This window comes from Blautia sp. MSJ-36 (assembly GCF_018917985.1).
Lineage (GTDB): Bacteria > Bacillota > Clostridia > Lachnospirales > Lachnospiraceae > Blautia_A.
The window spans coordinates 27,281-39,698 of the sequence record NZ_JAHLPQ010000020.1; the positions used below are offsets into that span (position 1 = coordinate 27,281).

9 protein-coding genes are annotated in these 12,418 nt (G+C 45.7%); all 9 read right to left on the reverse strand.

Features of this window, described 5'->3' with window-relative positions; all coding sequences use genetic code 11:
* Window positions 1-8: 8 nt before the first annotated feature.
* A complete protein-coding gene (locus KQI39_RS12720; RefSeq protein ID WP_216418824.1) occupies window positions 9-1,460 on the reverse strand; it encodes a family 43 glycosylhydrolase in 1,452 nt (483 codons plus the stop codon).
* A 35-nt stretch (window positions 1,461-1,495) separates the two neighbouring features.
* Window positions 1,496-1,915 carry a hypothetical protein gene (locus KQI39_RS12725; protein WP_216418825.1) on the reverse strand — a complete coding sequence of 140 codons (420 nt, stop codon included), beginning with the start codon at window positions 1,913-1,915 and terminating at the stop codon, window positions 1,496-1,498.
* A gap of 12 nt (window positions 1,916-1,927) precedes the next feature.
* Window positions 1,928-4,957 carry a glycoside hydrolase family 3 protein gene (locus tag KQI39_RS12730; protein WP_216418827.1) on the reverse strand — a complete coding sequence of 1,010 codons (3,030 nt, stop codon included), beginning with the start codon at window positions 4,955-4,957 and terminating at the stop codon, window positions 1,928-1,930.
* A 226-nt stretch (window positions 4,958-5,183) separates the two neighbouring features.
* Window positions 5,184-7,595, reverse strand: a complete 2,412-nt coding sequence (locus tag KQI39_RS12735) for a glycoside hydrolase family 2 TIM barrel-domain containing protein (RefSeq protein ID WP_216418829.1) — start codon at window positions 7,593-7,595, stop codon at window positions 5,184-5,186.
* A gap of 155 nt (window positions 7,596-7,750) precedes the next feature.
* Window positions 7,751-9,097 carry an MATE family efflux transporter gene (locus KQI39_RS12740; protein ID WP_216418832.1) on the reverse strand — a complete coding sequence of 449 codons (1,347 nt, stop codon included), beginning with the start codon at window positions 9,095-9,097 and terminating at the stop codon, window positions 7,751-7,753.
* 26 nt (window positions 9,098-9,123) lie between these two features.
* Window positions 9,124-9,861 carry a tRNA pseudouridine(38-40) synthase TruA gene (gene truA / locus KQI39_RS12745; protein WP_118061981.1) on the reverse strand — a complete coding sequence of 246 codons (738 nt, stop codon included), beginning with the start codon at window positions 9,859-9,861 and terminating at the stop codon, window positions 9,124-9,126.
* A gap of 21 nt (window positions 9,862-9,882) precedes the next feature.
* A complete protein-coding gene (locus KQI39_RS12750) occupies window positions 9,883-10,686 on the reverse strand; it encodes an energy-coupling factor transporter transmembrane component T family protein (RefSeq protein ID WP_148444970.1) in 804 nt (267 codons plus the stop codon).
* Window positions 10,683-11,570, reverse strand: a complete 888-nt coding sequence (locus KQI39_RS12755; RefSeq protein ID WP_148444971.1) for an energy-coupling factor transporter ATPase — start codon at window positions 11,568-11,570, stop codon at window positions 10,683-10,685. The genes KQI39_RS12750 and KQI39_RS12755 overlap by 4 nt, the downstream gene beginning before the upstream one ends.
* Window positions 11,555-12,406 carry an energy-coupling factor transporter ATPase gene (locus KQI39_RS12760; RefSeq protein WP_148444972.1) on the reverse strand — a complete coding sequence of 284 codons (852 nt, stop codon included), beginning with the start codon at window positions 12,404-12,406 and terminating at the stop codon, window positions 11,555-11,557. The genes KQI39_RS12755 and KQI39_RS12760 overlap by 16 nt, the downstream gene beginning before the upstream one ends.
* Window positions 12,407-12,418: the final 12 nt, after the last annotated feature.

A 12,418-nucleotide genomic window follows, 5' to 3' on the forward strand; every position in this document is an offset into this window, starting at 1 on the left:
ATTTCCTCCTACTTCAGATCAAATGAGTGGAAATCAAAAGAACCTTTTCCTTCATAGCAGAAAAACAATGCTTCTTTTTTTCCAAGTCCGGTAAGTTTCGCAGAAAATTCTTTCCGCTCTCTGGATGCCTTTATCTGGATCTCTGCTGCCGGCTTCTCATTTTCCCTGGTTCTTATATAAACCGTTCCACTGGCATTTCCACAGATATTGATACGAATTTCCTTTGTTTCAGATAAATCAAAATATTTATATCCCGCTACTGATCCATCACACATATGTGCCACATACTGATCCTCACCGGATTCTCTGTCTCTGCCCTTCTGGGTAAGATAAGGATGACCAGCCTTCGGATGCTTCAGCATGCTTAAAAAGCGGGTGCCTTTTCTTCCATATACATTGCAGGCAATATAGGAGGGATAATGTCCAGTCCCATTTAACGGACTTCCATTTAATCCGCAGGAAGTCATCTCAGCCTGACAGAATTTTCCATCTTTAAACTGGATTTCCTCTGCACATGCCTGTCTGGAAGACTGCTTACGGTTGCTGTGTCTGTGATAAAAAACGTAATATTTTCCATTGATCTCAATCAGGCTTCCATGCGTATTGCCTGTGGAGTTTTTCGCATGGTTTACATCATTTACCCCCGGAAGTCCGATATCACCGTTGCTGACCAGAATTCCTCCGTACTGAAAACCGCCGGTCGGGTGGTCGCTGACTGCATAGCAGAGCTCATGACTGTTCAGGGAACTGTAAATAAAATAGTAGGTTCCGTTAAATTTCCGCATGGAGCTTGCCTCAAGAAATGCATGTCCTTCATATGAAGTTCCTTGGGATTCCTTCTCTCCTGCCACGCCAATGTAACCAGGATCTTTTTTTACGGTGAGCATATCTGACGGATCCAGCTCAAAGCACATCGGTCCATGCTCTGTAGGTTTGGATCCATCCAGAAGAATCGGATTTCCCTGCAGCGCAAAACCGGTATAAAGATAAAGCTTTCCGTCATCATCCATAAAAATCGCCGGATCAAACTGGAATGGCTCCCCTTTTTTTCCAATTGGAGTATTGTCTTTATAGTGTACGTAGCCGTAGAACTCATAATGACCTGCCGGTTTGTCACAGACCGCAACCGAGATCATCTTGGTTCCACCCATAAAATAATAAAGGTAAAAACGACCATCAGGCCCCTGCACCATATCCGGTGCAGCGAGGCCATTGGTCAGACGGATTCGCGGTGCCGCGGGATCCTGCTCTCTCTTATAGATACATCCTTCATATTTCCAGTTGCCCAGGTCATCCACCGGCGCTGACCAGCAGACGTAATCACCCAGACAGAAATTCAGTCCGTTAAACAGGTCATGGGAACCGTAAATATAAATTCTTCCGTCTACGATATGCGGTTCCGCATCCGGTACATATTCGTAGCTTGGCAGATACGGGTTGAATGCCTGTTTTGTTTTCATCAAAATTCCTCCATATAATATACAATTCTGTTTCTTTACGCTTCCATTTTTCTTCTGTTCAGGAAGCCGGAGATAATGGCAACTACAAGGGCCAATACATAAGCTACCACAGCCACCTCAAAAGAAATTGTCAGTTTTGCAAGGCCAACGCTGACGCTCTGGATATAAGATGCTGCGTTTTTTGCAAAAACAGCAGTCGCAACAGCTTCCAGAACCGCATAAACAATTGTCATGTTATCCCACATGGGGCGGTATCCTTTTGCCAGTGTCAGGATCATCTCCATAAGTCCTGCCACAACAGCGATCACGGTAAATACAACGATTACAGCTTCCAGATTATTTTTTTCAGTACCATACATAATGTATCCGATCAGTGCAACCACAAGGGCGATCACAGAAAGTCCTGATACATAAATGCCGGCTGCTGCTTTTCCAAAAAATTCTTTGATACTCATCAGTTCTTCCTCCTACTGCTCTTTTCTGATCTTACGTACCTTACGGATGTAAAGTGCCAGGCACAGAACTGTCAGTACACCGAAGAGTACATCCACACCGATCAGGCCTTTCTGCCATACAGTAAGTACATAATCTACGCTTGTGCTGTCTGTTACACCATTCATAAGGTTGCTGTTTACATAGGCATAAAGTGTATAATGAAGAGATTCTTTGATCCGATTCTGGATGGCAAGGTCATTCTTCACAGTCTTGGCATTCAGATCACTGTAGGAATCCAGGCTTGTATTAAGAAGAAGATCTGTTCCTGCCAGGAGTCCCTCTTCCCATCTCTGATAATCCTCAGAGGAAAGCATATCTGTGTTCTCCCAACCTTTGAATCCCCACTCATTTCTTACAACTTCTGTACTCAGGCCTTCGCTCATTCCAACCCATGTACAGCCGATACGGTTGTATGCGTTCATAAGACCCTGAGCCTGTCCTTTTACAAAGCTAATCTGGAAGCCACGGAGCTCGTTTTCACGAAGTGCCTGCTCATTTCCGAATGTAGCAACACCGCTTCTGTTTACTTCCTGGTTGTTAAATGCAAAGTGCTTCGGTGCAAGGATGCATCCTTTCTCCTGCGCTTTCAGGATCTCGGAAGCTCCCAGCTCTCCTGTCAGAACACTGTCCTCGGAAAAATACTCCTGATTTCTTCCGCAGTACGGTGTGCGGTGCAGGTTCAGTCCCGGTGAATAAATGGTTGTGATATTGCTCCACAGGGAATCCTCTGCAAAAATATCTCCCTGCTCTGCTGCAAGATCTTTGTTGAAAGTTGCTGCAAGTGTAGGCTCTGTCGGGAATGTTCCACACTCATAGGATGCGTTCTCATCCTTGAATGAAACATAACACGGATCCTCAGACTCGCTTGATTTCCAGTATGTAGAAAGTGTTTTTCCGCCAAATGCGTCCAGGATTCCGTTCGGTCCATCTGCATCGCATCCGCCAACCAGGTCAATGGAAGCGATCGGCTCAATACCGGAGCCTCCAAGCTGGATAAAGTTGCATGCCTCGTCCAGGCTGATCTGGCTGAGCAGCTGATCCCATTTCTCATCGTCATAATCAAGGCCTTTCAGATCGATAATATGAAGATCTCCGTCCTGTCCCCATTTCACCTCAGATGTGTCATCATCCTTGGAAACAGTATAGGTATCTCCTTTGATCAGCTTCTGCATATCTTCAGTAGCCTCAACACTGTCATAAGTTTTCGGCCAGGTTGCCTCCCAGTCATTTCTGGAAAGATAGGTAACTGTTCCCTCCTGGAAATTATTAAGATCTGCCTCATCAAACTGGTTGGTGATCTCATTTCCTGTTGCAGAAGACATTGCATAAGTAGTTGTATCAATACTATCCTCTTTATAGGACACTGCCAGTTCTTTATTTCCATTTGCATCCATGCCGTCTTCTGTTGTATAGCCTTTTGCAGCAAGGATATTGTTCAGTGCATCATGTGCACCGTTTCCAACTGCAAAATAATAATCACCGGCGTCCATGATATAGGTCTTTGCTGTTGTGTAATCATAGCTTGCAAAGTATTCTTTCGGAGCTGTAACTTCCACAGTCTCAGACTCACCCGGCTTCAGCTCTTTTGTTTTTTCAAAACCTACCAGCTGAACGGAAGCTTTCTCCACATTGTTTTCTTTGTCATAATCTGTGTAAGGAGTCTGTGCATAAAGCTGTACAACATCTTTGCCTGCCACATCTCCTGTATTTTTTACCTCAACGGAAACTGTTACGGAATCGCCCTCGTAGTCGAAATTTTTGATATTCTGTTCAAATGTTGTGTAGGAAAGTCCGTAGCCGAATCCATAGGAAACCTCATCGTCATAGTTCCAGGTACCATTGTCATTAGACGCCCCTGCTGAACTGTCTGCATTTGCCTGCTTCAGGACAGTATCCTCGTATCTTGTCTCATAGTATTTATATCCTGTGTAAATACCTTCGCTCGCTACCAGATAATTGGAACCACTGTAATTAGATGCTCCGAAATTATCATCTGTAGCGTTTGCGAAAGTATAGTTTCCGAAGTTCGCCATAGCCGGAGAAGAAACAGAGCTTACTGCATAAGTATCCGGCAGATGTCCGGATGGACTTACCTCTCCTGTAAGAACCGATGCAACCCCCTGAAGTCCTACAGTTCCCGGCTCACCGATCCAGAGGATACTGTCGATATCTTTGTCTTCTTTCAGTTCCTCGATCTCCATCGGGTTATTGGAATTGACAAGAACGATAACCTTGTCAAAATTCTTCTTTGCTTCATTGATCATGTCACGTTCTACATCCTGAAGTCCTAGTGCCAGATGTGTTCCGTCACCATCCTGTACATTGTCTGTGCTGGTTCCGAAATCATCTGCCTCACTGCCCTGGCGTCCGATCACAACAACTGCCGCATCATTATAATCACTGTAGCTCCCACGCTCGGTATCTGTGTATTTCTCAACAGGAACTTCACCTGTACGGATCGTCTGAGCTTCCATCTCGGCACCTGTAAAACCAAACCATGTTGGTGCAAGTGCCATACGCTTGTAATCTTTACTCATCTTCTCATAGAAGCTCCACATAGTAGGATTTACCTGAATTCCCGCATTTTCAAAGCAGTCCTTGAAACTTAAATCCTGTTTTGCAGGGGAACTGCTTCCTACTGTTCCGCCATATACAGGCGCATAACTTGTCATTCCAAAAAGAGTTACCTTTGGAGAATTTTTAAGAGGAAGTGCCTGGTTATCATTTTTCAGAAGCACCGTTCCTTCTTCCTGGATCTTTGTCATAACATCATTTCTGGCATTGATAAGATCTGTTGTGTTGTCATAATCCGACTTGTAATAATAGGCATCATCGCTGTCGCTGGTCTCACCGGAAACGGAAATATTCGTTGTTCCCAGATATTCATTGATCTTTGATGCCCATGCATTGGCAATGGTCGTTGTTCCAAGTGCCACTACCAGCAGCGAGGATGTGAGGCCTGTAAGACCACGCAGAGCCCTTGTGGATCGTTTGTTCTTCATCTTCTCTTTCCTCCCGAAGTTCTGTTTATCAGTTGTATGGAGTATAGCATTGAATTTTCACTCTTTTGCATTTTTACCGCCAACGGTAATTTTTTGAACGTAATCGGAACCAGATTTTTGTATAGTTTTACCATGTATTATTAATATTGCACATATTTTTTGTATAGTTTTTATGCAATTTTCACAAGTATAAAGTAGGCACGTTCCGTAGTCTGCCTGTGGATCTTTATCTTTGCATCGGGACGATACAGCTGTATGTATTCTTCTCATCCTCAACACGTACCACTGCATTGCCGCTTTCTCTCATACGTATCACAGCCATAGCTTCTCCGTAATACGTCTTTGTGGTATCCTGTACATAATTTCCTTCCACATACGCGCAGGCGCTGCCAAGGCCTTCCAGAGTTCCGTTCTCTACAGAAACCTTTAGCTCATGTTTTTCCATGGGTTTCCAGTTTCCCTGACTGTCCGTATACTGCAGCGGAATAAAAACAAGTTCTCCCGGTTTTGCTGTTTTCGTTTCCGGATGAATCGACAGCATCGTATCTTTTTCTGCTGTTTTCAATGTCTGTCGTCCCAGCTCACATCCGTTTTCACTGTAAGAGATTGCTGTGATCTCACCGTCATGATAGGTTACATTAAATTTTGTCCTGCATTTTTTTACTTTTTTCCGGCCTGCAGTTTTTCCGTTGATTTTAAGTTCCACCTCTGCTGCCCGGGCAAAAACTTCCACTTCTGCACTCTCACCATCACAGCCACGCCAGGACCAGCTCTCCACAGCTTTCGTAAGTGCCCATCCTGTAAGCTGAAGTTTTTCTTTCTGATATACAGGCTTCACCGCAATAAAAGGCCCCTTTGCCTGTTCAAACGCGACTCTTGTGTAAGCAGCCTCGGCTCTTGGTTTTCCAAGAAGATCAATACGTCCGTTATTTCCTGTCATTCTGGTATGCGGCTCCAAACCTTTATAATCACTGTACTCTGCCGCACCATCACCGGTTTCGCCGATATAATCCCATCCGGCCCATACAAAATCTCCGATAATCCGGTTATTCTTTTTTGCAATCTCCCAGAAATCATAGGCATCCTTACAGAAGGTCTCACTTCCCAGAATCAGACGTTTCGGATATTTTCTTAAATCATGTTTATAACGGAAGATCCCGTAATTATATCCTGCAACATCCATGGCTGCATAGGCATCTTTTGTCTTCCAGTCACATGGAGGAAGGGTAGCTCCCATTTTCATGAAATAATCTCCTGCAAGGCATGCCAGTGTATTATAGAATTCACTTCCTACCGGCTTTTTCTTTTTTGAAGCATCTTTTGCCGCATTTTCTGCTGTTTTTTCCGCCTTATCATCACTGTATACACCAAGACCGATGGAACTTAAGAAATTAAAGAAAATGTTAATTCCACAGGTAACCGGTCTTGTGCCATCCAGGCTGTGAAGATATTCAGTCATACATCTGGTAAAAGCAATTCCCTTTTTCTGTGCTGTCTCGGCAACTTCATTTCCTGTAGAATACATAATCACAGACGGATGGTTGAAATCCTTTTCCACCATATCTTTAAGATCCTGTTTCCACCAGTCCTTCAGTTCTGTGGCATAATCATATTTTGTCTTGTGAATATACCAGACATCCACATACTCATCCATCATCAGCATTCCCTGACGGTCACAGGCATCCAGAAATGCTCTGGAGCACGGATAATGAGAAGAACGGATGGCATTGTATCCGTTCTCCTTCAGAATACGTACCTTTCTCTCTTCTGCTTCCGGAAATGTACATGCTCCAAGAAGTCCGTTGTCGTGATGAACACAGGCTCCCCGGAGAATCACCCGCTTTCCGTTTATGGTCATTCCCTCCCGTTCATTCCAGTGAAGGGTGCGCACTCCAAAATGCTCTGTCACCTGGTCGTTTCCAAATGCTGCATTTAAGGTATACAGATGTGGAGAATCCGGACTCCAGCGCTTCACATCCGGGATTTCCAGAAGGAATACTGCTTTCTGCTCCTGGCCATTACTTTTGGAAACTATTCTCTTTTCCGATATTTTTTCCCCAGAAACCATAATCTGTTCCCCATCCAGGATCTGAACTTTCACAATTCCTGGAATTGATGTTTTCACCTCCACCCGGATCTGTGCCGGCGCCAGGCTGACAGTCTGAATACGGATTCCATTTACCGGAATATGTTCTTTTTCTCCCAGATAAAGATTTACCGGACGGTAAATTCCTGTTCCGGAATACCACCGGCTGTTGGGCTGATCTGCATTTCTGGCAATCACGCGGATCGTATTCTCTGCTCCGTACTGTAGAAATTCATTCAGCTCCACATAAAAGTTTGTGTATCCATAGGGGCGAAATGCCGCTTTTTTTTCATTAATATAAATTTCCGCATCATGATATACACCTTCAAACTCCAGAACTGCTTCTTTATCCACATCTTCTGCCGGGACAAAAAATCTCTTTGTGTATTCATAATCGCCACCAATATACCAGCCGATATTTCCTTCTCCCTGACTTTCTTCGCTGCGCTGCTCACTGCGCATGGCATCATGAGGCAGCGTTACTTTTTTCTCCGGTTCTTCTCTTGTCAGACATCTGCAGATCCAGTTTTTGTTAAAATCTCTTTTTTCCATCTTTTATCCCTTTTCTCTCATACAATAAAAAACCGGGCAGCACATTCTTCTGTGTTGTCCGGCTGCGTTCTCTCTGTAATAAACTATAACTGCTGCATTCCGAAAATGCAAACACAGTTGACGGTCAAAACCTGACCGTTCACGGAGAGACGATTTTAGTTATTAATTATATAAATCCTTTTTTTTCGTACCTTCCGGTAAACCAGGATCTGATACAGCACAACGCTGATCCATCCGATTCCCGTAGCAAAGGCAACCGCCTCAAGTCCCATCCTGCCAATAAGCAGATACGACAGAACCACGCGAATGGAAATATGCAGCGTGCTTCCAATCACCGGAACGGAAATCTTTCCGATTCCACGGAAGAATCCCACCCCTGCGTTTCCGATGAAATTCAGGATATAAAAGACAGATACCACATTCATATACAATACGGCATTTTTCATTACGGTTTCTGACGGATTCCCCATGAGAAGCTGTACCGCGCCTCTTGTCAGGGTTGCCTGCAGGACAGACAGAATGATGACAAATACGATCATCAGCCCAAGCCCCTGATGAAATCCTTTTAGCGCTCTCTTTTTATCTCCTGCGCCACGGTTCTGGGCCACGAATACAGAGATTGCTGTGGAACCGCTGTCTCCGAAGGAATTGGAAAATCCTTCAATTCTGGTGGTCGCCGTATATGCGGAAATGATCTCTGTTCCACCGGAGTTTACCGCTCCCTGGACCAGCATCTTTCCAATGTAGATACTGGACTGATGAAGGGCAGACACCGCCCCGAAATTGGCTGTCCGCTTCAGAAGCGGCAGATCCATTCCCATATCCTTCCGGCTGAAGAAAAAAATTGGATGTTTTTTCCTCATGATCCACAGACACACTCCTGCAGAAAAAAGCTGGGCGATCACAGTAGCCAGTGCAGTTCCGGCAGTTCCCATATGTAATCCCAGCACAAAGGCAACATCCAGTGCCAGATTCATGCACATGGCAATAAAAAGGGTCCATAACGGTGTTTCCGTATCCCCGGCAGCTCGGAGCACCGCAGAGCACCAGTTATAGAGAAAGGTAGCAGGAAGTCCGATAAAAATGATCCGAAGATATGCCACAACATAAGGCTCTACCTCCAGCGGTGTCTGGATCAGGCCCAGCACCGGATACAGAACCAGAAGGCTTACAATACTCAAAACAATGGTAAAGCCCCCTCCCGCACTCAGCGAAAGGAAGCTTTCTTTTCGAAGTTTTTCATAATTTTTCTGCCCGTAGAGTTCTGCAAAAATAATGGACATTCCATTACATCCACCATTGAGAATAAAGATAAACAGATTCATGATGCTGCCCGCAACACCAATGCCCGCAAAGGCCTCCGTTCCCACATATCTTCCCACGATAAAAGAATCTATGGTGTTGTAAAACTGCTGCAGGATATTTCCAAGTACCAGAGGAATGGTCAGCGCGATCAGTTCCCTCCGGATATTCCCATGCAGCAGATCCTGTGTATTTTTCATTTCAGTGCCTCTTTTTCATACCTTTTTCAGAAAAACTCAATTCCCATCAGTGTCAACCCCTGTGCCGGAGCTGTGGGGCCTGCTGCAGCCCGGTCACAGGCTTTGAGGATTTTGTCCATCCGTTCCGGAGGATACTGCCCGTTTCCGATCTCAATCAGGGTACCGGAAATAATACGCACCATATTGTAAAGGAATCCGGTTCCGGAAACACGGATGGTCACCATATCCCCGTCTCTCCACACATCCATGGAAGTGATGGTACGGATGGTTGTCTTCACCTGAGCGCCGGAGCCGCAGAAACTGGCAAAATCATGGCGCCCGATCAGATATGAGGTTGCCTCCTTCATCTTATCCACATCCAGCTTGTAATGATAGAAATACGAATACAGTCTTTCTGTGGGAACCGGGAATTTCCGGTTCAGGATACGGTACTCATATGTTTTTTCACTGTCACAGTAGCGGGGATGGAAATCCGGCTCCACCTCCTCAGAAAGCTGGATACGGATATCTTCCGGAAGTCTCTGGTTCAGTGCATAGGAAAACTTTTCTCCGGGGATCCTGGACTCGGTATCAAAAACCGCCACATTTCCAAGGGCATGTACCCCTGCATCTGTACGGCTGGCACCGATAGTCTCTATCTTTTCTCCAAGCAGTTCACTTAAGGTATCGTTTAATACACCCTGGATGGTCGTTCCGTTTGGCTGTGTCTGCCAGCCGGAATAATGCGTTCCATCGTAAGCCACTACAAGTCCTACTCGTTTCATAAAATACTATACCTCCTGTGGTTACAGTCCCACTACACGGAACACCACTCCAACTGCAAGATATGCCACAAGGATTACAAATGCAATGTAATCTCTCTTCTCATAATGCAGCGGTTTCATCTGAGTTCTGTGATCGCCGCCGTGGTAACATCTGGCTTCCATAGCCATGGCAAGGTCATTGGCACGGCGGAACGCAGAAATAAACAGCGGAACAAGAAGGGGTACCATGTTTTTTGCCTTCTGGATCAGGTTTCCGTTTTCGAAATCCGCGCCTCTGGCGATCTGTGCCTTCATGATCTTATCGGTCTCCTCAAGAAGGATCGGGATAAAACGAAGGGCAATGGACATCATCATGGCGATCTCATGAACCGGTACACGGATCTTGTTCAGTGGGCGGAGAAGTCTCTCCAGACCGTCGGTAAGGTGATTCGGTGTGGTGGTCAGTGTCATGATAGATGATCCGATCACAAGATAAACAAGACGGATTGCCATTCTTCCTGCAAGAACAAGGCCTTCCTTTGTAACCTTGATGATTCCGAAACGCCACAGCACTTCACCAGGCGTCAGGATAATGTTGAACACAACGGTGATCAGAAGGATCATCACGATGGCCTTCAGACCTTTGAACATGAATTTCACAGGAACTTTGGAGATTGCGATCATGGCTACCAGAAATACGGTTGCCACCGCATATCCAAGAAATGTATGGAACAGGAACACGGAAATCAGAAATCCCAGAGTTCCCAGAAATTTGGTCCGTGGATCCAGTCTGTGAAGAACGGATTTGGCCGGATAATACTGGCCGATAGTAATATCTCTGATCATTTTTCCGCTCCTCCTTTTTTCAGTAATGGAGAATCTGCTGCTTTCAGCGCGACAAGAATGCTGTTTCTGGCTTCCTCCACTGTCGTGGCATCTGCATCCACCTTCATTCCGTGTTCCTTCAGAGCATGCATGATATAAGTGATCTGCGGTGCTGCAAGTCCCATGGTTTCCAGTTCTTTATAATGGGAAAAAACCTTCTTGGGCTCATCATCGAATACCGCTTCTCCATGGTTCATAACAATGAGACGCTCCACATATTTTGCAATGTCTTCCATGCTGTGGGACACCAGAACAATGGTGATTCCTCTCACTTTATGAAGTTCCGCGATCTGGTCCAGGATATCGTCCCTGCCTTTCGGGTCAAGGCCTGCTGTTGGCTCGTCCAGGATCAGGATCTTCGGGTTCATGGCAAGTACACCTGCGATAGCTACTCGTTTTTTCTGACCGCCGGAAAGCTCGAATGGAGATTTTTTGAAATTGGACTCTTTTACTCCAACCTGTGTCAGTGCCTGTTTTGCCTCTTTCTCTGCTTCCTCCCTGGAAAGTCCCTGGTTCATAGGACCAAAGCATACATCGGAAAGCACATCGTTTTCAAAGAGCTGATGCTCCGGATACTGGAACACCAGGCCGACTTCGCTTCGGAGCTGCTTCCGGTCGTATTTTTCTGCCCACACATCTTCTCCGTTATACAGAATCTGGCCGGATGTGGGCTGTACCAAAGCGTTCAGATGCTGGATCAACGTGGATTTTCCGCTTCCTGTGTGTCCGATGATTCCGATAAACTGGCCATCCGGGATCACAAGGCTGACATCTTTCAGCGCATGGCTCTCATAGGCTGTCCCGGGGCTGTAGGTATAGGTTACATTTTTTAATTCGATTGACATAATGCGCTCACCAGCTCCTCTGTAGTCAGTATTCCATCCGGAACATCCACGCCGGATTTCTTCAGTTCATATGCAAGAAGTGTCACCTGCGGTACATCCAGACCATATTTCTTCAGGGTATCCACCTGGGAAAAAATCTCCTTCGGATTTCCCTGCATTACAACATTTCCGCTGTCCATGACATAGACACGGTCTGCATGGATCACTTCCTCCATATAATGAGTGATCAGGATAACGGTTACTTTTTCCTTACGGTTCAGTTCCCGCACGGCCTCCAGAACTTCTTTTCGTCCGTTGGGGTCCAGCATGGCGGTTGGCTCATCCAGAATGATACACCGCGGACGCATGGCCATCACACCTGCAATGGCTACACGCTGTTTCTGACCGCCGGAAAGTTTGTTTGGTGACTGATAACGATAAGCTGTCATGCCGACTTTTTCCAGACTGTCATCCACACGTTTCCAGATATCGTCTGTAGGAATTCCCATGTTTTCCGGGCCAAATCCCACATCTTCTTCTACCACTGTTCCTATGATCTGGTTGTCCGGATTCTGAAATACCATTCCCGCCTTCTGGCGTACTTTCCAGAGTTTGGTCTCTCTGGCAGTATCGATCCCGTCCACCAGCATGGTTCCCTCTGTTGGGATCAGAAGCGCATTCATATGCTTCGCCAGTGTGGATTTTCCGGAGCCGTTATGTCCCAGAACTGCCACAAATTCTCCTGCTTCAATGTCCAGGTTTACATCATTGACTGCACGCTGCATGTCTACCACATTGCCATCGTCATCATATCTCTGATAGTCAAATCCCAGCTTGAGCGCCTTGATAATTCCCATCTTTTTGTTCTC

Coding starts and splice junctions, on each gene's coding strand:
- KQI39_RS12750 (WP_148444970.1), bottom strand. CDS start 10,686: ATGATCAGAGATATTACTATCGGCCAGTATTATCCGGCCAAATCCGTT.
- KQI39_RS12720 (WP_216418824.1), bottom strand. CDS start 1,460: ATGAAAACAAAACAGGCATTCAACCCGTATCTGCCAAGCTACGAATAT.
- KQI39_RS12730 (WP_216418827.1), bottom strand. CDS start 4,957: ATGAAGAACAAACGATCCACAAGGGCTCTGCGTGGTCTTACAGGCCTC.
- KQI39_RS12760 (WP_148444972.1), bottom strand. CDS start 12,406: ATGGGAATTATCAAGGCGCTCAAGCTGGGATTTGACTATCAGAGATAT.
- KQI39_RS12725 (WP_216418825.1), bottom strand. CDS start 1,915: ATGAGTATCAAAGAATTTTTTGGAAAAGCAGCAGCCGGCATTTATGTA.
- KQI39_RS12755 (WP_148444971.1), bottom strand. CDS start 11,570: ATGTCAATCGAATTAAAAAATGTAACCTATACCTACAGCCCCGGGACA.
- KQI39_RS12740 (WP_216418832.1), bottom strand. CDS start 9,097: ATGAAAAATACACAGGATCTGCTGCATGGGAATATCCGGAGGGAACTG.
- truA (WP_118061981.1), bottom strand. CDS start 9,861: ATGAAACGAGTAGGACTTGTAGTGGCTTACGATGGAACGCATTATTCC.
- KQI39_RS12735 (WP_216418829.1), bottom strand. CDS start 7,595: ATGGAAAAAAGAGATTTTAACAAAAACTGGATCTGCAGATGTCTGACA.